The sequence below is a fragment of the Rhodococcus koreensis genome, assembly GCF_017068375.1.
GTDB classification, from domain to species: Bacteria; Actinomycetota; Actinomycetes; order Mycobacteriales; family Mycobacteriaceae; genus Rhodococcus_F; species Rhodococcus_F koreensis.
Genome location: NZ_CP070609.1, coordinates 28,460 through 50,071, shown reverse-complemented (window position 1 = coordinate 50,071; position 21,612 = coordinate 28,460). Strand labels below are relative to the sequence as shown.

At 64.0% G+C, this 21,612-nt stretch carries 14 protein-coding genes and 1 pseudogene; 5 read left to right on the top strand and 10 right to left on the bottom strand.

The window, feature by feature from the left end; all coding sequences use genetic code 11:
• Positions 1-108: 108 nt before the first annotated feature.
• A complete protein-coding gene (locus JWS14_RS00215) occupies positions 109-1,182 on the bottom strand; it encodes an alkene reductase (protein ID WP_206012207.1) in 1,074 nt (357 codons plus the stop codon).
• A gap of 938 nt (positions 1,183-2,120) precedes the next feature.
• On the opposite strand from JWS14_RS00215, the gene JWS14_RS49795 reads away from it, so the two are divergent.
• The gene (locus JWS14_RS49795) at positions 2,121-3,089 is read left to right on the top strand and encodes a nuclear transport factor 2 family protein (RefSeq protein WP_241031638.1); all 969 of its coding nucleotides are present in this window, start codon (positions 2,121-2,123) and stop codon (positions 3,087-3,089) included.
• Positions 3,035-3,640 (top strand): annotated as a pseudogene (locus JWS14_RS00205) (substrate-binding domain-containing protein); the annotation flags it as partial. The gene JWS14_RS49795 and the pseudogene JWS14_RS00205, both read left to right, overlap by 55 nt.
• 279 nt (positions 3,641-3,919) lie before the next feature.
• Here JWS14_RS00205 and JWS14_RS00200 read toward each other — a convergent pair.
• From JWS14_RS00200 to JWS14_RS00185, 4 genes are all read right to left on the bottom strand, one after another.
• Positions 3,920-7,420: a serine/threonine-protein kinase gene (locus JWS14_RS00200; protein WP_206012206.1), complete on the bottom strand. Its 3,501-nt coding sequence runs from the start codon at positions 7,418-7,420 to the stop codon at positions 3,920-3,922.
• 985 nt (positions 7,421-8,405) lie between these two features.
• Positions 8,406-9,422, bottom strand: a complete 1,017-nt coding sequence (locus JWS14_RS00195) for an LLM class flavin-dependent oxidoreductase (protein ID WP_206012205.1) — start codon at positions 9,420-9,422, stop codon at positions 8,406-8,408.
• 273 nt (positions 9,423-9,695) lie between these two features.
• On the bottom strand, positions 9,696-10,433 hold the full coding sequence (locus JWS14_RS00190) for a nuclear transport factor 2 family protein (protein ID WP_241031190.1): 738 nt from the start codon (positions 10,431-10,433) through the stop codon (positions 9,696-9,698).
• A gap of 415 nt (positions 10,434-10,848) precedes the next feature.
• On the bottom strand, positions 10,849-11,226 hold the full coding sequence (locus JWS14_RS00185; protein ID WP_420855103.1) for a MerR family transcriptional regulator: 378 nt from the start codon (positions 11,224-11,226) through the stop codon (positions 10,849-10,851).
• 50 nt (positions 11,227-11,276) lie between these two features.
• On the opposite strand from JWS14_RS00185, the gene JWS14_RS00180 reads away from it, so the two are divergent.
• The 3 genes from JWS14_RS00180 to JWS14_RS00170 all read left to right on the top strand — a co-directional run bounded on the left by JWS14_RS00180 (position 11,277) and on the right by JWS14_RS00170 (position 14,520).
• Entirely contained in the window at positions 11,277-12,539 is a 1,263-nt protein-coding gene (locus tag JWS14_RS00180; protein WP_241031189.1) for an MFS transporter, read from the top strand.
• Positions 12,540-12,640: 101 nt separating this feature from the next.
• Entirely contained in the window at positions 12,641-13,636 is a 996-nt protein-coding gene (locus tag JWS14_RS00175) for an LLM class flavin-dependent oxidoreductase (RefSeq protein ID WP_206012204.1), read from the top strand.
• A gap of 101 nt (positions 13,637-13,737) precedes the next feature.
• On the top strand, positions 13,738-14,520 hold the full coding sequence (locus JWS14_RS00170) for an oxidoreductase (RefSeq protein WP_241031188.1): 783 nt from the start codon (positions 13,738-13,740) through the stop codon (positions 14,518-14,520).
• Positions 14,521-15,830: 1,310 nt separating this feature from the next.
• Here JWS14_RS00170 and JWS14_RS00165 read toward each other — a convergent pair.
• The 5 genes from JWS14_RS00165 to JWS14_RS00145 form a co-directional block, all read right to left on the bottom strand.
• Entirely contained in the window at positions 15,831-16,658 is an 828-nt protein-coding gene (locus JWS14_RS00165; protein ID WP_206012203.1) for a mycofactocin-coupled SDR family oxidoreductase, read from the bottom strand.
• 27 nt (positions 16,659-16,685) lie between these two features.
• The gene (locus tag JWS14_RS00160; protein WP_206012202.1) at positions 16,686-17,522 is read right to left on the bottom strand and encodes a mycofactocin-coupled SDR family oxidoreductase; all 837 of its coding nucleotides are present in this window, start codon (positions 17,520-17,522) and stop codon (positions 16,686-16,688) included.
• Between the two features lie 67 nt (positions 17,523-17,589).
• On the bottom strand, positions 17,590-18,594 hold the full coding sequence (locus JWS14_RS00155) for an ABC transporter permease (protein WP_206012201.1): 1,005 nt from the start codon (positions 18,592-18,594) through the stop codon (positions 17,590-17,592).
• Complete coding sequence (locus tag JWS14_RS00150) at positions 18,591-20,291, bottom strand: sugar ABC transporter ATP-binding protein (RefSeq protein ID WP_241031187.1); 1,701 nt, start codon at positions 20,289-20,291, stop codon at positions 18,591-18,593. The genes JWS14_RS00155 and JWS14_RS00150 overlap by 4 nt, the downstream gene beginning before the upstream one ends.
• Complete coding sequence (locus JWS14_RS00145) at positions 20,177-21,247, bottom strand: sugar ABC transporter substrate-binding protein (RefSeq protein ID WP_241031186.1); 1,071 nt, start codon at positions 21,245-21,247, stop codon at positions 20,177-20,179. The genes JWS14_RS00150 and JWS14_RS00145 overlap by 115 nt, the downstream gene beginning before the upstream one ends.
• Positions 21,248-21,612: the final 365 nt, after the last annotated feature.

The window sequence follows — 21,612 nt, the reverse complement described above, 5'->3', positions numbered from 1 at the left end:
GGCCCAACATGCCCGCTGACCGAATACGCAGGCCACCTATTGCTACGCCAACCCTTCACGGCACAATGCCGGGCCGGAAGAACTCCGGCCCGGCATTGTGTGCCAGTGTCAGCTGACGGCGCTGTCCGACCACTCAGGGTAGTCGATGTAACCCTTGTCTCCACCCGAGTAGAAGGTGTCGAGATCGGGCATCGTCAGCTCGAGGCCATCGCGCAGGCGACGCACCAGGTCCGGATTGGAGATGAAGTACCGACCGAATGCGATCAGGTCGCCGCCGCGCGCCAACCACCGATCGGCATTGGTCTTGTCGACGAAGTCTGAACTTCCGACGATTGCAGGGTTCACGATCAGCGGACCAGTCCAGATTTCCCGAATCCGGTCGTTGATATCGTCCGATGCAGTCTCGAGGATGTGAAGGTACGCCAATCCCAGTGGATTCAGGGCGTTGAGCAGCGTGGTGTAGAGGCCCTCGGGATCGCTTTCGTTCATGTCGTGGAACTTTCCGCCGGGAGAGAACCTGATCCCCACCCGGTCGGCGCCGATGGCAGCGCTGACGGCGGTAGCGACCTCGACCGCGAAGCGTGCCCGGTTCTCGTGCGAGCCGCCGTACTGGTCCGTGCGCTGATTGCTGTTGTCCGACAGGAACTGCTGGATCAGGTAGCCGTTGGCGCCGTGGATCTCGACGCCGTCGAAGCCGGCAGCGATCGCGCGCTCGGCCGCCGCGACAAACACGTTGATCTGCTCTTGAATCTGCTCGGCGGTCATCTCGACGGGGGTGACGAACGCGAGCCGACCACCGGAGTTGAAGATCGTGCCCTGGGCGGCGATGGGCGAGGCTCCGAGCGGCTGCATTCCGTTGATCTCCGGGTGCCCCACGCGACCACCGTGCATAAGCTGGGCGAAGATCCGGCCGCCGGCATCGTGAACAGCCTGGGTGATCGGGCGCCAGGCGGCCTCCTGCTCATCGTTGTAGAGACCGGGAATATTCGGCTCGGACTGTCCCTGCTTCGACGGCGAGATGCCCTCGCTCACGATGAGCCCCGCGCTGGCGCGTTGCGCGTAGTAGAGCGCTGCACTCTCGGACGGCAGTCCCGTCTCGGAGGCGCGAACCCGCGTCATGGGTGCCATGACGACTCGGTTCGACAGCTCGAGTGAACCCAATTTGTATGTCTCGAACAACATGACCTGAGATCTCCTTACTGTGGGAATGTTTGTCCGCCCGAACATCGCCTGGCTTGATCGGTACTAAGGCGATGCCGTTTGCGCGGTTGGTTTTCGACCGCGCTTTCGGTGTCTGGTGCGCGTGAGTTTGGTGGTGCAGTCGTCGATCGAGCTCAAGAGCGCAGTCTCATTGGCGCAGCGAGGACAGAGGTTGCAACTAAGTGCCCCCCCGGGCGTCATCGAACAATGCCGTAGGACGACTCGTCGGATTCCGGTAATGCTCAGGTGGGGTTGCTGTCTCGCATGACGTTTTCGCTGACCCAGTGTGAGATCGATGATTGGTCGAAGTGCCTCTCCCGCGCAACAAACGTACGTACGTTCATAAGTATTAGTGGGATCGGTCGATGTGTCAACCCTCACAGGTTGCCGCATGGCCGAGCATGTGTCACAGGCTGTGACGATCGGACGGGATGTGGCTGTTCTGGTGTGGGGAGTTGTTCATCTCGAACGGCCGTACTCGCGGTGAGGGGGCGGAATGTCCGGCAGCGGAACGGTGCCGGCGGGTGCTTGTTCGGTGTCCGCAGTCTCTTGCGTCCACGTGAACTATGATCTACGTTACATCCAGCGAACGAGCGTTTGTAGGCGTTATCACGTCGTTGCATCTACTTGTCGTTCTTGACGCGCCGTTCGAATCGTCCGCCGACCTTCTGGCTGTGCGACGTATCCGCAGCAAAACACGGACGGCTCGCGGCAGATCCAGCTAAGCGCTCCCATTGGACCGGATAGGTATCCCTAGGCGAGGAGGATCCGTGATCGTTTCAGAGTCATCATTTGCGGACACGCGAGACGTGAAGAGTCACTATGTTCCAGGCCCTATCGACAAGTTGTGCGCCATCGAGGAGATCAGCCAGCTGAAGTGACGACACTTCCAGGTCGTCGACGAGAAGGACTGGGCAGGCATCGAGGCGCTCTTCACCCCGGACGCACGCGTCGATTTCGGTGGTGAAGGTCAACATCACATCGGACATCACGGGGTTACTGCAGCCGACATCAACCCTGACGATTGGATCGTCAGCGGCGGCGAAGCGACTGCGCGGGTCATCGCGGGTGCGGTCTCCGAGGTCATCTCGGTTCATCAAGGACACGACCCACAAATTGAGCTGATCAGCCCGAATCGCGCTGTGGGGCGCTGGTCGATGTACGACCGTCTGGAGTACGGCGACGAGGTCATGCACGGCTACGGTCACTACCACGAGAAGTATGAGCGCGTGGACGGGGAATGGAAGTTCTCCGCGCTTACCCTGACCCGGCTTCGAGTCGTCTGGTCCGACAAATCGGCACGGTACTTCGGCGCCCTGTCTGACCGGGTGACGATGATCCTCACGCGGACAATCGAGGCCCGCTTCCCCGTGGCGATCCTCTCATACTGGCGGCCAGATATTGCCGCAACATCCAACATCACGATCTGCTCGAAGTCCGATCCTTCACGCACATCGCAGCGTCCCCCAGGCCGCAGCTCGGCGGGATCGCCTACCCACCCCACCCATCCCACCGGCAGTGCCCCCGGCAAGTCCCCAAACAGGAGTCAACATGTCGAAATTCCCACCTCGCGCAGACCGTCAGCGCAAACGGGCCTACCTCACCGCCGTCGCCGGTTGCACAGCCGCCACACTCCTGCTCACCGCGTGCGGCAACGCTCAAAGCAGCACGTCATCGGCGCCCGACGGCATGCCCTCATCCGGGAGGTGATGTTCTTCGGTCAGTCCCGCGAGAATCCGCACTTCGGACAGAACGAGGTCGGCGCATGTGAAGTTGCAGGTCGTACGGCTGGGATGTCTCCTATGTCGAGGCGTCGACGCAGGAAGAACAGGACTCTGCAATCCAGCAGATGCTGGCTCAGGGCGACAAGCCCGTCGGCGTTGTGCTGAACCCCATTTCCGCAGAAGCGGCAGTAGCGTCCGAACAAGCCATCAAAGCAGCAGGAATTCCGCTCGTCATTCTCAACCAGGTTCCCACCGAGGAGCAGGACTCCTTGTTCGACGCGTACGCCGGCGTCAACGACTACGGCAGCGGTCGAACAGCAGCGCAGTTGCTCATCGCTGGCGCCCAGAAGGCCGGCGTCCCCCTCGGCGACGGTTTGATCGTCAACACGGTTGCCGGCCACACGGCCGCCCAGCAGCGAGTCGCCGGATTCACCGACGAGTTGAAGCAGAGCTCTCCCTCGTCAGCGGTTCTCAGCGATGTCACATCCGGCGGATTCCTCGAAGCCGAGGGCTACAGCTCCCAGGTCATCCCGGCCAACAAGGGAAAATTCACCTGGGTGTACGGAGTCAACGATGCCCTGGCGCTCGGCGCCATCCGCGCAGCCAAAGAGAACGGCATCCTTCCCGGCAAGGACGCTCTCTTCGTTGGAGGCACCTGCATGAACGCCAACACCAATGCTGCGGTAATAAATGGTGAACTCGTCGGCTCGGCGATCCAATCTCCGCTCGTCGAGGGACAGTCCGCGATCTACGCGCTGGCGGCCTACCTGAACAACGGCTCGGTCCTCGACGGCGATGCAGACCTTGGCCAAGCGTGTTGGATGGTTTACGGTGCGCCCGATGTACATAACATCTTCGCTGAGCAGGTTTGTCGGCGAGTCCATATGAAGGAGACAGGCACCGAACTTCAACATGTCATGTGGTGGGTTCACATTGCGTCGTCTTCGCAGGGATTGCCGTGCTGGCCGGCTGCTGGAGCCGGTTGCAGTGACGATTCAGATCCTTTGGGGCGCGTCGGCAGTCGCCAGGTCCGCGAGGAATGTGGCCGGGACTTGCGCCCAGTCTCTGCGCCACGTCCCGGCGACCTGGTCCTCCCGCAGCGCCGCGATGAGCGAGACGATGTGTGGTCCACCATCTGGAAGGTGACGCATCATGCCCAGCTCGGCGCATTGTGCTGCGATCGAGGTGAGCAGTTCCTTGGCTTCGTCGATGCGACCCGAGGCAGACAGACAGGCTATGAGCAACCTTCTGGCCTGCATCAACAATCGGTCTGCACCGCGGCCCTCGAGTCGGTTCGTCCACTCCTTTGCCCATGTGCACGCGAGCTCGGCCTGGTCCGGTGAATGCTCGTCGAGCAGCAGTCTGATGGCTGTTGCCTCTTCGATCTGTGCCGTCAGTGCCTCGATGCCCTCAACCGGTCGTCGACGAGAGGAATATTCTGCGGGCGGCGAGACCGGGATGTCGGAGCTCAGGGGAAGCCCCAGCCTGATCCGTTCGTTCTCAACGTTGGCGCGCAACCGCGGAAGGGACAGTGTCACAGCGATCCTCGCGCCCTCATCCAGTCGCTGCGCTGCCGCTATTCGGTCGCCCCGCAGGGCCTTGATACGCGCCCCGAGGACATACCGAGGGATCTTGAATTCCACGAGACCGCCCTCGCCCCCAATCTCGTAGCCTTCGTCGAGCAACTGTTCGGCCTGGTCGATCTCGCCGCGTTCGTACAACAACGCGCCGAGGAGAGAATCGGCCAGGCGCGCGGCCTCCGAGTGCTTACCACCCATCTTCCTTGCCACACGCACGCCCGCCCGGAAGCTGCTTTCTGCCGCGGCGACATCGAGTTGTTCGTAGGCGGCAAGGCCGGCGAAACAATGCCCGTGCATCACCAGGTACGGACCGTTGGTTCGCGCATGAAATGCGGAGGCCCATCCCTGCAGTCGGCGCGCTTCGTCGAAATCGAACTGGTATGTCGCGCGATAGGTTGCCATGTTCGCGGCACTCGACACAACCCACGGCCGCAACGTGTCCAGCCGCGGCAGGCATGCCTCGACCAACTCGTCCGCGCCGTCGATTCGGTCCGCGCGGAACCGAATAACGCCCCGCATCACGGCGGCCTCTACTCTAAGATCGGCGACCTCGTCGGTGGAGGGGACACGATCGAGCGTTGATTCGACGAGGTCGAGTGCTCTCTGTGCGGGCGCGGCCCGGTGCAGCATGATGTTGGCCCAGGCTACGGCGAGTTGCAACCACGGGCGTGACTCCGTCAGCGCGGGAGGGAGTTTCGCAACCATACCGAGGAGGGTCGTCATGTGCGAGTACTCGATCAGGTGCATCCCATCGCGCTCGACGAGCTCGACCGCCCGGACCTGATCCCCAGCCATGAGCGCGTGATCGACGGCCTCGCCGAGTAGCTCGTGATCGGCGAACCATGTCGATGCCGTGCGGTGAAGTTCGTCGATCCGCTCGGGCTGATCACGCTCGAGTCGTCGTTGCAGGAATTCCGCGAACACGTGGTTGTACCGGAACCACACTCCGTCCTCGTCCACCCGTCGCAGGAACAGATCCCGCTCCTCGACTACTTCGAGTAGCGCCTGCCCGCGCGACACGTGCGCCAACGCGCCAGCGAGGCTGCCACTGATCCGTTCTGTGACCGACGTCGCCAGCAGAAAATCGAGGATCTCCGGTTCCAACGTGTCGAGCACGTTCTCGGCGAGGAATTCGCCAATGGCGTGATGCCGACCCGACATGTGCCCGATCAGCTCGGTGGGGTCGTCGCGTCCACGCAGTGACAGGTACGCCAACTGCAACGCCGCCACCCACCCGTCGGTCGAGTCCCGCAGGTCCGCGACATCCTCCTGCTCCAGCTCCAGTCCGCCCAGGTCGACCAGGAAGGATCGTGCCTCATTGTCATCGAAACGTAATGCTGTGTAATCGATTTCGACAAGCTCATCACGCACGCGCATTCTACTCATCGGAAGGCCGGCCCGGGTGCGGCTTGCCACGACGACCTGGATGTGGTGGCAGCCGTTGTCGAGCAGGAATCCCATGGCCGCGCGGGTCCCGGCGTCGGTGACCCGGTGCCAGTCGTCGATCACGATCGCCACCCGCTCACCGCGGGCGTGGATCTCGTTGATCAGCGACGACAGGACGTACTGCTCGGCCTCGTCGCCGTGCTCGTCGAGCGCCTGCCCCAGGTCGCGCGCCAGGGCCGGACGGACCCGCCGGATTGCCTCGACCAGATGCGAGAGAAACCACACCATGTTGTTGTCATCGTGATCGACCGTCAGCCACGCGACCGCCACACCCTCCTCGGTCAGCACTTCACCCCATTGGGCGGCGAGGGTGCTCTTGCCGAATCCGGCAGGAGCGTGAATGACCGTCAACCGGCGCCGCTCTCCGGCGCGTAGGGAGTCGATCAGATGTCTACGTTCGACCAGTTGCCGGGTCGGCGTGGGCGGGCGGAATCGGGTGGAGGGGGCGGGTGGCGTCCCTGGCGTCGCTGCATCGTTCCGGCCGCCCGTCGTCATTGGGCCGGACCTGCCCGACACAGTCCTGGTCGAGGCGCCGCGGCGGTGTTCATCGGGGGTCTGCGTGCCGAGGTCGGTGGGTAGGGCCATCTCGTCGGCGGGCAGTCCGTTCCGGAGTTGGGCTTCGCGCAATTCGTCCCCGAACTCGACCGCAGACGACGCACGATCGTCCGGCTCCCGGGACATCGCCCTCTCGATCGCGGCACAGACGTCGCGGGGGATGTCCTCCCCGCGCAGTTCCGGCACCGGCTGGGAGGTGATCCGCAGGAATTGGGCCATCACCTGCTCGCCGCTGCGGCGCTCGAACGCGGCGTGACCGGTGATCGTGCAGAACAGCGTCGCCCCGAGGCCGTACACATCCGATGCAGGGGTGGGGGGCTGGCCTTTGAGCACCTCGGGTGCGGTGAACGCCGGTGAGCCGACCACTGCGCGCGTCGAGGTCTCGAAGCCACCCGCGATGCGGGCGATGCCGAAATCGGTCAACTGCGGCTCACCGTAGTCCGTGAGCAGGATGTTCGCGGGCTTGACGTCCCGATGCACGGTGCCGACCCGGTGCGCAGTCTCGAGCGCGCCCGCGACCTTTACTCCGAGCCGAACCGCCTCCTCCCAGCCCATCGGCCCCGAGCGGTGGATCCGGGAAGCCAGAGAACCGTGCGCGTGGTAGTGCATCACAATGTACGGCTGCCCGCTGGCCGTGGCACCGACCTGCAAAATGTTGGCGATGTTCGGATGCCCGGACAGCCGGCCCATGGCCCGTTGCTCACGAATGAACCGCTCGAGATTGTCCGGATCCAGATCGGCGGTGAGGACCTTGACCGCGACGATGCGGTCGAGGGATGGCTGTAGGCAGCGGTAGACGACTCCGAAGCCACCCCGCCCGATCTCCTGGGCATCGTCGAACCCCGCCGCGGCCAACTCCGTGGCGATACCCGAGGTCAAATCACGCTGCGTCGCCAGTGGATCGTATTCGGCCACGGCCGACCTCGATCTCGTGCCTCGGTGTCCACAATCCCTGTATCATGCAAATCACCTCTCGAGCATCAATGCGAGCATAACCCCAATCCGAACGCTCGAATCGTCGGTAGGTAATCAGTTCGAGCGGCTCGCGTGATCAGCTGAGGTCGTGGTCGACGGTCGGTCGTCCGTCGGGTCAAGATCGATAGCGCTCCCAGTTCCCGGATATCTGGTGAGTGCGCCAGCCCAGACGACTCACCTGTGGCACGGCAGCACGACGAGCAACTGATTGCGGGCGAGTGCCACTCTCAACCGTGCGGCCCTCGACTGAAATTTGCCCGTATCCGCAGTGCAGCAAAGCTTCCGGCCCGCGCGGAACGACCGTCTCGTTCTCGTCGACACAGTTCCTCGCCGGAAGACACTACCTCGTCGGTCCCGCGGACCGCGGTGACGCCGCCACCCTCGGTGACGCCGACCAGGACGGCCGAGCTATTCCCGACCGGACCGCGAGACTCGGGAGTTGTTGTGCCCAATCGCGTTCGGTTGACACTATTGGCGGCATCGCGGGAATCGTATCGTGTAGACCTCCAGCACTGCTGGCGGATTTCCAGCATATTGGCTGTTCGTGCAACGGTATTCGCATCAATTGCCTGCATCAAGTGCGTCGAATGAGGGATCGGATGTATCTAGTCGGGCACTCCGATCCTGGGCGTGGGCAAAGGTTAGACGGACTCGGGCTTGTGGCCACTACAGTAGGATCTGTTCGGGACGCAAAGCTGACGAATCATTTCGACAAGGTAAAGATCGACATGGTCCAATCTTGCGCGCACTTCGAGAAGCAACTGTTTGCGAGATGGAGTGGCTTCTCGCAGCTGCCACCGAAGTCCGATCTCGGGTGCGCTTCCACCGGACCGCGTACGCGAATATCCCTGTCCAGCGGGCCGTCCATCGCGGCAACCCGCGGAACTGCGTCGAACAGCCCAGGCGGCAGCCCTCGCGCGTGCGGCTACGGTGCCGTCACGGGGTTCCAGAGGCTGGCGATGAGCTCGTACGAGCGCATTCGTGCTGCTTGGTCGTAGGTCTCCGACATGAAGATGAGCTCGCGGGCGCCCGTCCGAGCCACGAGCGCTTCGAGTCGGGGACGGACGGTCTCAGGCGTACCGATGTAGGACTGGCTCAGCTGCTCTGCCACTGCTGTGGCTTCGTCCCGGGTCCACAGTCGATGTATGTCGTCCACCGGTGGAGCCAGCGGCTGCATCCGGCCGCGCACCGTTGCGAGGAACCGCTGTTGGACGGAGGTGAACAGCCGGGCCGCCTCTCGGTCATCATTGGCGAGGACCGCGTTCACGGAGACCATCGCATACGGCTCGGAAAGAGTCTGTGAAGGGCGGAAGGTGGAGTGGTAGAGATCAGTTGCTTCCTGCAGCCGAGTCGGGGCGAAATGTGCGGCAAAGACGAATGGCAGCCCGAGACGCGCTGCGATGGCCGCGCTGTAGACACCGGAGCCGAGCAGGTAGATGGGTACGTGGGCGCCTTCTCCCGGGATGGCCCGCACCCTGGGTCGTGTGCCGTGGAGGTAGGCGAGGAGTTCGGCGAATTGCGCAGTGAACTCCTGATCCGCCGGTCGTCCGCGACGGATTTCGGCCGCTGTCCACGGGTCCGTTCCCGGTGCGCGCCCCAGCCCGAGATCGAAGCGGCCGGGATGCAGGGCTGTCAGCGTGCCGACCTGCTCGGCCACGACGAGCGGCGCGTAGTTGGACAGATTGAGACTGCCGGTGCCGACCCGGATGGTTCGGGTCCCGGCGGCGACGGCGCCGGCCAGGACGATGTTGGCCGAGCTCGCCATCGGCGCCATGTTGTGGTGCTCGGCAAGCCAGTACCGGTGGAAGCCCAGGAGCTCGGCATGGGAGGCGAGTTCGACGGTGCGGTGCAATGCGTCACCGACAGTGTGGCCGTGACGGATCGGTGCGAGATCGAGAAGCGAGAGTGCCGGACGATCCTGAGGAGCGGAAAGGGTATCCATCGCATGTGCCGTTTTCTTATCTATGAGTGGGTAGTGAGTGCGTCAGGGGTGCCGGCGAACCCGGGCCGCCATGTGGAGGGCGAGAGCGGCCGCCCCTGCTCACCCGAGAGTCGGCTCCAGCGGTGTGCCCGGACCCGGGGGAAAGAAGCCTGGGATGCGGTGCGGCGGCCGCAGTCCCGGCCGGTGTTGCCACGGCCTCCTACGGCGGGCCGAGGATGCGCTGGCGGGTGCCGTGACGGCTACACCCGCCGTCGAGCCGGGCGACGGGGCGGTCTACCGTTCCGTCGCGGTGATCCAGCCGGGTATGTATTCGAAACGCGAGATCTTCCAGGTGTCGTCTTCGCGGCGGAGATCCAACTGATAGTGGGCTCCGTAGAGATCCTGCCCATTCGGTGTAGCCGGCCGCTGAGGGATGATGCGGCCGACCACAAGGTGAGCGGTATTGCGAGCTTCGTCGACCGTGATCTGCAGCGGACGGCCGAAATGTTGCATCCACGGCCACAGGCGACGGAAGGACTTCATCTGTCCGATGACTTCATGGCGTCCCTGAAGGTCACCCATCGGGGGGAACGCCCCGAAGACATCCTCGGTGAAGCAGCCATGCAGGAGCGTGATGTCCCCTTGGTCAATGGCCCACGAATAGCGCGAGTAGAAGTCGGCGACCTGCCGCACGGCATCGTGGGGGTCGAGATCGGGGATTCCGCGGGCCCAGGGCGAGTCCAATTCGCTCACGATGCTGGGCGTCGCGTCGCCGATCTTCCATCCTTCGGGGGAGGGGATGCTCCATTTCGCGAACCGAGCCTCGTCCCCGTCGATCCATGGGATGGACAGCCGCAGGACCTCGAATTGCCAACCGGACTCAGTCCGGACGAGGTCGGCCACGAGTGTCGCGCCGAACGTCGACGGCGCCGGTTCTGATTGCGGCGTGAAACCGTACAGGTAGGAGGTAAGCACTGCCCGCTCGTCGTCGCCGCCGACGAAGTGGTTCGTGGTGACTATGTCCAGGGGCATGACAGGATCGAAATCGGCGCTGAACAGAGCCGTGATGTCCCTGGCTCCGCGGGCCCTCGCCATGCGCACTGGAGTGCAGGACGCTCGAGTCGGCGAAGACGGTAGTCAGGGTGTCCTGGTCGCTGCAGGCCCAACCTGCCACGAAGATGTCCAACGCCGCGAGTGCCCCCTCGGCCGTCGGGGTCATCGGCCTTTGTCCTGATGCTTGGTCGAGGCGGCCTCGCTCCGATTTGATCAATCCATTGTTGCGGGTCATGTCGTCGACGCTAATCAATGACATTGATGTCAAGGTCAAGCGAATCCGGAGTGAAGCACGTCACCACCCGCACGCAGCGCATACGCGCAGAACGGAATACGACCGAACTCGGAACCCTAAAATCCAGACCTTTCTGCAGGTAGCCATCCCTCTCGCTTCTCAGGCGGCCGGGCTGGCGACCGCCAGGTAGGCGCGGATGGCGTCCCGATTGCGCGTCAGGGTGTCGATGCGCCGCTCGATCTCGCCGAGTTCGCGGGCGAGATTGGCGGCCAACTCCGCGTCGACCATCGGGCGCAAGCCGGCGCCGGCGCCGAGGAAGCACGGCACGATCTCACGAATGACCCCAGTGCTCAGCCCCGCCTGGAGCAGATCGCGAATTTGTTGGACGCGCTGCACTGCGCTCTCGGGGTAATCCCGGTAACCATTGGCGAGGCGGTCGGGGTGCAGCAAGTCCTGCTGTTCGTAGTAGCGCAGGAGTCGAGTGGCGACTCCGGTGCGATGGGAGAGTTCACCGATCTTCATGGTGATGTGCTTCACTCCGTTTCGGCTTGACCTTGACATCAATGTATAAGTTTAGCGTCAGGGGCATGACCGACGTAATGAACGACTCCTCCAGAACAAAACGGGGCGGCCTCGGCGTCCTGTTCGTGGCCGCCTTCATGACCATCACCACCGAGACCCTGCCCATGGGTCTGCTGCCGCAGATGGGCCAAGGCCTCGGGGCATCAGAGTCGCAGGTCGGACTGTTGGTCGCGATCTACGCCCTCGTGGTCATGCTCGTGACCTTGCCGGTCACTGCGTGGACCGCCAACTGGCCACGCCGTCGACTCTTCCTGGTGATCATGGCGGCCTTCGCCGTGAGCAACCTGTTGATGGCCCTCGCCCCCACCTTTCCCGTGGCCATTCTCGGCCGGCTCATCGCAGCGCTGGTGCACGGTGTGCTCTGGTCGATGATGGCTGCCTACGCCACCCAGATGGTCGCTCCCGGCCGCGCCGGCCGCGCCGTCGCCACGGTCTACGCCGGCAACAGCGCAGCCCTGTCCCTGGGCGTCCCCCTGGGTACGGCACTGGGTAACGCCCTGAGCTGGCGAGCGGCCTTCGTCGTCCTGGCTGGGGTGGCGGTCCTCGTCATGGCCGCGGCTCCCGCCCTGCTGCCTCAGGCTCCCGGCACGCCCGCCGCCGACTCGTCGGCCGCCAAGGCATTCAGGATCCCCGGAGTACTGGCCATCGCCGTCACGACCACCGTGGTCATGCTGGGTCACTTCACGCTCTACACCTATGTCGCCCCCTACCTGCACGATGCCGGCATCTCCGAGAAAGCGGTCAGCCCTGTCCTTTTCGCCTTCGGTGTCGCGGGCATCGCCGGGGTGTGGTGCGCCGGAATGCTGGTGGACCGGCGCCCGCGGGGCGCCCTGCTGAGCGCCGTGGGCATCGTGGTTCTGGCCCTGACCGGATTGGGGGCAGTCGGCTGGTTCACTCCCGCGACCATCACACTGATCGTGCTGTGGGGACTGGCCTACGCGGCACTACCGACCTTCCTGCAGTCCGCCGCACTCAAAGCAGCGCCGGCCGCGCAGGCCGCCGCCTCCGCGCTGTTCATAATCGGCTTCAACCTCGGCATCGGCGGCGGTTCCTTGGTCGGCGGTCAGGTCCTCGATCACATCGGCGTAACCGCCGTGCCCGGTGCGGCCGCTGCACTCACCGCGGTCGCCTTGCTCATCGCCCTCTTCGCGCGCACGTCCGCCTTCCCCCGGCGCCCGACGTCAGCGTCGGCCGTCACCGCCCGGTCCAGCAACAAGGACGAGCCCACCCTTGCTCACCAACTCGCCGAGCTCGGTCAGCACCACTGACCTGCACCACCGTCACCCGCACATGTCCAGGCGTGATCACGCATCTGCGCCGATCAAGCCATGCATTCCCCGAAGCACGCGAAAGGCAATCTCGCACAGTCATGAACCACCTCCGCGATATCCCGCTCTCCCTTCTCAACCTCGCCCCCATCCGGCACGGCGGCACCGCCACCGAGGCGCTGCACGAGACCATCGAACTTGCCCGCAAGGCAGAGGCGTTCGGCTACCACCGCTACTGGATCGCCGAGCACCACAACATGGCCGCGGTGGCTTCCGCGGCGACCTCCGTCCTGATCGGACAGGTGGCCGCCGCCACCGAGCGGATCAAGGTCGGCTCCGGCGGCATCATGCTCCCCAACCACGCCCCATACGTCGTCGCCGAACAATTCGGCACCCTCGCCGCCCTCTACCCAGGACGCATCGACCTCGGTCTGGGACGCGCACCGGGCACCGACCCGTGGACCACCCAGGCACTGCGCCGCGGTGACGCCACCGCCGAGGACTTTCCGGCCCAGGTGGCGGAGGTTCGCCGCTACCTCGCGCCGGGTAAACCCACCCGCCGGGTCCGCGCCATCCCCGGCGAGGGCACCAACGTCCCGCTGTACATCCTCGGTTCCTCCACCTTCGGCGCTGCCCTGGCCGCGAAGGAAGGCCTGCCGTTCGTCTTCGCCTCACACTTCGCTCCCAACCAGCTGTCCGCTGCCCTGGACATCTACCGTGCGAACTTCCGCCCCTCCGGAAACCTGGATAAGCCGCACGCCGTCGTCGGTGTGAACGTCATCGCCGCCGACACCGACCGCAGCGCCGAGCACATCTTCACGACCCTCCAGCGCAAGTTCCTCACCCTGATCCGCGGCGAACTGCAGAACCTGCCACCCGTCGACGACATCGACCAGCTGTGGTCCCCGCAAGAAGCCTCGGCAGTCGGGGGCATGCTGCGCGCGTCCTGCGTCGGCTCGCCCGCCACGGTCCGTGACGGCCTCAACGAGCTGGTCAAGCACACGCAAGCCGACGAACTCATCGTTCTCACCGAGACCTGGGAGTTCAAGGACCGCGTCCGCAGCTACGAACTCCTCGCCGAGCTGAAGACCGCATGACATCCGGCCCCCTCTCGGCGCCCGGCACCGTGAACTCCCCGCTTTTTGACAGCGCAACAGTGGGCGCCCTTACCGTGCCTAATCGCATCGTGATGGCTCCGATGACTCGATCCCGTGCCGCCTCGGATGGCACGCCGAGCGCGTTGATGAGCACCTACTACGCACAGCGCGCCAGCGCCGGACTGATCATCGCCGAGGGCACCCACCCCACCGCGGCCGGCCGACTCGGACCCGGCGTGCCAGGCCTGCACAGTGACGCCCACCGGCGCGGCTGGTCTCGTGTAGCTGATGCGGTGCACGATGCCGGGGGCCGGATCTTCGTGCAGCTGATGCATGCGGGACGCCTCGCTCACCCAACCTTCCTGCCCGATGGGTTGCATCCCGTGGCGCCCTCAGCCATCGCCGCCCGAACGGAGGTGTACACCGCAGACGGCAGGAGACCGGCCGTCCGCCCGCAGCCGCTCACCGGCGCTCAGACCCTGGCCATCGTCGATGACTTCGCTCGCTCAGCCGAGCGGGCGATGGCAGCGGGACTGGACGGTGTTGAGATCCACGCCGCCAATGGCTATCTCCTGCAACAGTTCCTCGCCGAGAACACCAATCTGCGCACTGACGACTGGGGCGGTACCACCGAGGGCCACATCCGGCTGACGGTCGAGGTCGTACGAGCGGTAGCCGCGGCCATCGGCCCGCATCGAGTAGGGCTGCGGATCTCCCCCGGAAACCGATTCGGTGACGTCAGCGAGCCGACCCGCACATCACCTACACATCGCTGGTCCAGGAGCTGGCACAGGAGGAGCTGGCCTACCTGCACCTCGTCGAGGCAGGCAGCGCCGTCCTCGACGACCGCATCCGGGACCTGTGGCCAAGCGCTCTCGTGGTGACGCCGACACGCAGCCAGCCTGACGATGTCACGAAGATCGGTGCGGCAGATGCCTGGCTCCGACGTGGCGCCGACCTGGTCGCCTTCGGGCGCGGCTTCCTCGCCAACCCGGATTTTGTGGAGCGTGTCCGCCGAGGCGCTCCACTCAATGCCCCGGAACCCATCGGGGTCTACGGCGGCGACCACCGCGGGTACACGGACTACCCGACCCTGGAACAGGCACACCCGGTTCGTACGTGACGGGGCGATGAACGCACTTGCGGTGCTCTGCGACTCAGAGCCTGACCGCGCTGGGCGCAGGTGACGATGTCGGAGATGTTGTCACGTCGCTCACCCGGTCTTCCGTGGTCGCGTTGTCGCAGGCAGGGCGGTTGCAGCTTGCGCAGTCGCTGATTTGCGACCGTCACCGAGGCTGAACACGCCACGCCGCGGGCGAGTGTGCGCCGGTCGGTTCTCGCCGCCGCCGTCGAGGTGGTCGACTCGATGGAGGCGGCGCCGATCTTGGCGCCGATGAGTGAGCCGATCCGCAGCGTCGCGCAATAACCGCGCAGGGCGTGGGAGTTGGTCGGGTTGCCGATCGGCTGGTGACCGGACTACCGATACCTGGTGTTCCAATCGACCGGAGTCGGCACGAGATTCACGATTTGGTCCGGTATGCGAACCGGCGACTCGAAGTTGCGGATGATCCGTACGGTGCGGCGAGTTGGTGGCTGACCGCGACCGAGAATCCTCGGCGGCCGTACCCCGCTCGAGGACTTCGAGGCCGGGGAGCTGACCGAGATCGCGATCGACAGGGTCTTCGACACGGCCCGCCCGGGCATGTGTGCGGGTGCGCACCGAGGACATGGTCACCGACTACTACGCACCCGGAAAGACCGATCTCGACGAGCTGGCCGAGGACTCGGCCGACGAGCTGAAGGCCCCGAAAGAACCGGTCGCAATCGTCCGTCGTCGATGTCGAGGAGGCGGATACCGCGGAGCCCTTCGAGCTGGCCGTCGCCGACTTGTCCGGTAAGAGTTCACGGTCCGCGTGATCTCGACGCTGAGCTGGGATGGCAGGTGGAACACCCGCAACAGCCGCGACTATTGTGCCGTGGTCGTCGGTGGTTGCTGCTGACGGCGCGAATCCCGCGGCACCGGTGCCAGCTGCGGCCACGATCGCCGTCATGTCTCAGCGGCGTCGATATCTCTCGCCGCGCCGGTACCAGCGGCGATCGCGGTACCGAACTCAACGATCAGGATTTGTGGCCTCCGTCAGCGATGGATCCCACTCGCTGGCGGACAGACGGGCAGCTCGGGTGCCCGCCCGGATTACTTCACATTGGCTCCTGCGTCGACCGGCAGGGAGACCCCGGTGATGTATCTGGCTTCGTCGCTGGCGAGGAAGAGCAGCGCATTGCTGACATCGATGGGGTCAACCCACGGAACCGGCTGGAGGTTCAGTGCGGTCATCGGTTCGACGACGTCATCTTTTGACGGTCTCTCCAAGTCCGGTCGGAATAGCTGGAATGCCCAGTCGTTATCGAGCATTGGGGTTTCGACTTGTGTTGGATGCAATGCATTGACTCGGATTCCGAATGGGGCTAGCTCCGCAGCCATTACTCTTGCTACTCCCACGACGCCGTGCTTCGCCGCCGAGTAGTGGCCGATGTTCTGCCATGTTCGGAGCGACGCCATTGAGCTAGTGACGACGATCGATCCGCCGCCTGCCGAGATTAGATGCGGTACGGTCGCTTTGCATGTGTGCCAGACGCCGGTGAGATTGACGTCGATCACGTCCTGCCACTTCTGTTCCGGCAGTTCATGCAGCTTTCCGGTTGAAGTGATTCCTGCGTTCGCTGCCACGATATCGATCTTCCCCAGTTCGGTTACCCCACGGCACGCAGCCTCATTTAGGGCTTCGTAGTCACGCACGTCGCATTCGAATGCGACGACCCTGCGGCCCTGCTTTTCGACAAGCTCGGCTGTCTCCTGCAGGTCCGAAGGTGTCGCCATCGGGAAAGGCACTGAATCAATCTGGCCGCAGATATCAACGGCCACAATGTCTGCGCCCTCCTCGGCGAGGCGCACTGCGTGACTGCGGCCCTGGCCGCGAGCCGCTCCGGTGATGAAAGCGACCTTGCCCTCAACTCTTCCCATTTCACTCCTGTCTTGGTGATGGACTACTTAGGCGGCACCGTTGGCGTTTTGGCCGGCCGCAACGGAGAGGGTCTCGCCGGTCATGTGTTTCGCACCGTCGGAGACCAGGAACATCAGTGCGTCCGTGATTGCCTGAGGGGGAATCCATGGAACTCCCTGGGGCTGATATCGGCGGAATTCCTCGGCGACGTCGTCGATTGTCGGGGAGTCGAGGTCGGGTCGGAACAGTCCGTACATGACGTTGTTGTGGATGATGGGAGTGTCCACGCAACAGGGGCAGATGACGTTCACGGTGGTCCCGGTGGTCGCCACCTCGAGGGCGACGGTCTTTGCCAGCCCGATGACCGCCCACTTTGAGGCGGAGTAGTGACTGAATTGTGGGTACCCGCCTTTGCCCGCCATTGACGATGTGATGATCACCCGTCCCCAGGTCTGATTCAGCAGATGCGGAAGGCCGGCGTGCAGCACGTTGAAGACGCCGTTGAGGTTGATGTCGATGACCACGTCCCAGTCGGCGGGATCCATGTGGCGAAATTCGCTGATCGCCATGACGCCATGATTGATCGCGAGAATATCGAGCGATCCAAAGGTGTCGACGACCTGCTCGACTGCATCGCTGATGGCCTCCCGGTCTCGCACGTCTGCCTTGAGGGCAAGTGCGTTTCCGTCAGCCTCGTTGATGAGCCGCATGGTTTCGTCCATGTCCGCCTGCGAGGAGAGTGGGTAGGAGACATTCTTGATGTCTTCGCAGACGTCGAGGATGGCGACTGAAGCGCCGGCTTCGGCGAGGGCGAGGGCGTGCGAACGGCCCTGTCCTCGCGCTCCACCGGTTACGAGGGCAGTCTTGCCTGTTAGATCGACCATTTCCGTTCCTTTTTCTCGTGGGTAGGTTGGGGACGATTCGGCGGTACAGAGCTGGGCGTGCGGCGAGCTATGACCGCGACTTACTGCGCCTGATCTGCGCTATGGACACTGCGGCCAAGAGCACGGCGCCGTTGAACAGGCTGCTTGTCCAGATCGGCACGCCGAGCAGTTGAAGCCCCTTGGCTCCGGTTGCCAGCATCGCGATCGCGATCAGCGTCCCCGCCACATTCGCTCGGCCGGGATGAACCTGGGTCGATCCCAGGAAGATCGCGGCAAACGCGGGAAGGAGGTAGGGGGCGCCGGCGGTCAGGGATGCGCTTCCGATCTTGGCGGCGAAGATCACACCGGCGAGTGAGGCGAGGATTGATGAAGCTACGAGCGCGCCGAAGATGTACCGCGCTGTGCGAATGCCATTGAGACGCGATGCCTCCACGTTGCTGCCGACAGCGTGAAGTCGGCGTCCAACTGGCATCTGTTCGGTGACGTACCAGACGATTACGGCCACCACGGCCATGTAGATGACCACGACGGGAACCCCGAAGTACTGGGCCTGACCGAGCGAGAGGAATCCCTGCGGTATTCCGCCGACGATCTGGTTGCCCCCGGAGACGCCGTAGATGACGGCCTCGAGTATCGATGCCATCGCCAGGGTGGCGATGAAGGAGTTCACCTTGAGTATCGCGATGGCGATCCCGTTCGCGGCTCCGACGAGGGCCCCGACAGTCACAGTGAGCAGGGTAGCCATCGGGACGGATAGCCCGTGCGATGACTGCAGCCAGGAGACAAGAATGACGGCCAGGCCGAGGCCTTGCGCGACTGAGAGGTCGAAGGCACCCGCGCGGTACGCGACGAGCAGGCCTAGAGAGAGGATCGTCGTGATCGCCTGGTCGGCGATGAGTGTGCGGAACGTCCGGATCGTGGGGAACGTTTCCGGTAGCAGGACGGAGAACAACACGATCAGCGCGGCGAGCAGGACGAGGCCCGAGTAGCGCTGCAGAACAACGCCGAGCAGCGGTTTCTTGTCCCCTTGAAGCTGGGGATGTGCTGCTGGTTTGGATTCAACGCTCGTCATGCCAGTACCTCGTCCTTCTCCGTGTTTTCGTGCAACCCCAGCAACTCTTGCTCCACGACCGCGGTGGTCAGTGACGAGCCGCTGAGTGAACGCGTGCACACCCCGTCCGCGAGAACAAGAACGCGATCGCAGAGCTCGACCGCTTCTTGACCGTCCGTTGTGCACACGACGACGGCGATCCCGTCTCGGGCAGCCGCGCTCAGCAACGCGTAGAACTGTGTCTTCGTTCCCACATCGATACCCTGGGTGGGTTCATCGAGAATCAGCATCTTGGGCTTGGTTCGGAGCCATCGCGCAAGAAGGACCTTTTGCTGATTACCGCCGCTCAGGTTGATGACGAGGTTCTCCGGGTCTGATGGGCGGACGTGCATTTTCCCGATCCAGTCACCCGCGACACGGCTCTCTGCACGCCTGCTGATACGGCCGCCCAGCCGGGTGAAGTCGTCGAGCATGGGCAAAGTCAGGTTCTCGCGCACCGTTGCGTCTGGGATGACCGCACTGCGCCGCCGGTCCGTCGGCAGGAAGGCTATCCCCGCCTGAGATGCGGTGTGGGGGTTCAATCCCGAGTATGTGCTCCCAGCTACCGTGACAGACCCGTCGATCGGCTCGATCGCGCCCACGATGAGGCTGGCCACCTCTTCCCGGCCCGAGCCCGTCACACCGACCAGCCCGAGGACTTCGCCTGGGTAGACGTCGAAGTCCAGCGGTTTCAATCTCGTGCCGGTCAGCCGCCGAACCGTGACAGATGGCTCCTGGCTGTTGACCGAGAGACTTGTCGGCTTGTGCGGCACGAGTGGCCGGCCGAGGATGTCCCGGATGAGACTCTCCCGTGTCATGGTGGACGTCTGAGCAGTGGATACGCGGCGACCGCTGCGAAGCACCGTCACTCGATCGCAGGCGGTGAGCAGTTCGTCGAGCCGGTGAGAGACGAACAACGTGGTCACTCCGCGCTCGCTCAATCTCTGTAGGACCGCAAAGAGGCGCTGCACCTCCGTCGGTGGCAGCGCCGCGGTCGGCTCATCGAGAACGAGCAGCCGGAGAGCTGCGCTCGAGTCGTTGATCAGGGCGCGCGATATCGCAACACCGACGCGCTCTGAGGGACTCAGTTTGCTCACATCGGTGTGCGGGTCCAGCTCGTATCCCAGCGCGTGGGTGGCCTCCCTGGTAGCAGCTATTTGCCGCCGCCATCGGATGTTCCCGAATGGGCCGGTTGCGTACCCGGACCCCAATGCGAGGTTCTCCACAACCGAAAGGCCGTCCACCAGCCCGAGATCCTGGTGCACGAAGTGAATTCCGACTCGGTGCGGTGCGGAAGGGTCACCAAAGGGGAGTGGTGCTCCGAGAAAGGTGCCCTCCGCTCCCGGGTCTGGGGAATGGTAACCCGACAGGATCTTGATCAACGTGGACTTCCCGCACCCGTTCTGTCCCACCAGACCGTGTATCTCACCCACCGTCAGGCTCAGATCCGCGCCGTCGAGCGCGCGGCCGCTGTCGAAAGTCATCGACAGGCTGGAGAGCTCTAACAAATCGTTCACTGGCTTCCCGTTCTGAAAAGGCTGAGACCGCGAATGTTCGTGGTTGGTCAGGTAACCGGTAGGTTCCACATCGTCAGGAAGAGCTCCCTGTAGTTGCGCGGGGTGATCCAGGGATCCTCGGTCGGGGCGGTGTCCTTCGTGAGGATCTGGATCCACGGCCATGCCGCTGCGGTCGTATCGTCCGAGCTATCGGCGACCGGCGAGGGGATTGCATCGCCCTTCAGCGCGCGCACCGCGGCATCGACGTAACGCCAGCCCAGTACCTGGTTGGAGACGCCCAGCCATGCCTCATTCTGGTCTCCAGCAGTCAAGCCCGCGATGTTGTCGGCGATCGGGCTGTTGCCAATGAGTTTGACGTCGGTGAACCCTGCCGCGCGAACTGCGGGCAGTACACCCAGCGAGAAATCACCCGCCGTGAAGACGATGTAGTTGGTGTCGGGGTGCTGCTGCAGTGCGCTGACGACCTTGGATGGAATGGCCGTCCCGATGTCATTGGCCGTACCATTGATGTTGGTATTCGAGCACGTATCCGGACACAGCTCCGCGAGCCGATCCTCGTATCCGACCTGTGGAGGGACGACAATCGGGAAATCCGGAACGTTGACAAAGATGCTGTTCACATTGCCGCCGGACTGCGTGATCGCCCAATCTGCGAGCAACTGGCCCATGTAGCGCACCATGCTGGCCGGCTCGAAGAGGACCGTCGGCGGAGCCGGGTCGTTGTCTACGGTGCCGGCCGCCGTCTTGGGGTCGGGTTCGTAGATCGCAGAGTTGTCGATGAACGGAATGCCGAGTCGTTTCATCTCCTCACGTTGCTTGACAGTGGCGGACGGCGGGGTGCCCGTGCTGAAAATCGCATCCGGATGTAGCTGCACCGCGTTGTCGAAGGCCGACTGGATACTCTCCGGGGTGCCCTGGTAGGTCAGGGTGGTCACCGTCGCCCCGATGGCGTCGGCTGCAGCGGTCATGCCATCGCGGAACGTCGCGCACGTCGGCAGTGCGCAGCCTACGTAGGCGAACCGGAGTCCCTGACGCGGTGCGCCACTGGTAGGTTCGGTGACTCCGACGTTCGTCGCGTCCGCCAGGTGCGTGTCGACTTCTGCTTGCGCAATCTGCACGGCGTGGGTATTGACCGAGCCGTCTCCCGCCGCGGAGGAGGATGTGGAGTCGCACGCTGTGAGTGTGAGCGCAACTCCTAGAATGACTGTGGCACATAGGACCTTCAATGTCGCCTCACTCTGAATCGAATTGGGTTCTGTTGACGAACGGGGTCTGGGCGTAACCTGGATCACAGTGCAATGCTTCGGCCGATCGAGCAGGTGCGCCCGATGAATCTGTAGATTTCGCGCCAATATGATTGGGGCGCAGTGCAGGGAGCCGGGATCGACTGGTGTGCGCTCCGGCGCGCTGTCGCGGCGTTTCGGTCGTCGTCTCCGGTGTTGCCGATCGGGTTTCTGACGGTTCCTTGCATTCGTCTGGTCCT

Bases quoted from the DNA above. Each gene is read 5' to 3' on its own strand.
- JWS14_RS00175 (WP_206012204.1), top strand. From the start codon at position 12,641: ATGAACCACCTCCGCGATATCCCGCTCTCCCTTCTCAACCTCGCCCCC.
- JWS14_RS00150 (WP_241031187.1), bottom strand. From the start codon at position 20,291: ATGGCCGTGGATCCAGATCCTCACGAAGGACACCGCCCCGACCGAGGA.
- JWS14_RS00215 (WP_206012207.1), bottom strand. From the start codon at position 1,182: ATGTTGTTCGAGACATACAAATTGGGTTCACTCGAGCTGTCGAACCGA.
- JWS14_RS00170 (WP_241031188.1), top strand. From the start codon at position 13,738: ATGACTCGATCCCGTGCCGCCTCGGATGGCACGCCGAGCGCGTTGATG.
- JWS14_RS00195 (WP_206012205.1), bottom strand. From the start codon at position 9,422: ATGGATACCCTTTCCGCTCCTCAGGATCGTCCGGCACTCTCGCTTCTC.
- JWS14_RS00190 (WP_241031190.1), bottom strand. From the start codon at position 10,433: ATGCCCCTGGACATAGTCACCACGAACCACTTCGTCGGCGGCGACGAC.
- JWS14_RS00160 (WP_206012202.1), bottom strand. From the start codon at position 17,522: ATGGTCGATCTAACAGGCAAGACTGCCCTCGTAACCGGTGGAGCGCGA.
- JWS14_RS00155 (WP_206012201.1), bottom strand. From the start codon at position 18,594: ATGACGAGCGTTGAATCCAAACCAGCAGCACATCCCCAGCTTCAAGGG.
- JWS14_RS00165 (WP_206012203.1), bottom strand. From the start codon at position 16,658: ATGGGAAGAGTTGAGGGCAAGGTCGCTTTCATCACCGGAGCGGCTCGC.
- JWS14_RS00180 (WP_241031189.1), top strand. From the start codon at position 11,277: ATGACCGACGTAATGAACGACTCCTCCAGAACAAAACGGGGCGGCCTC.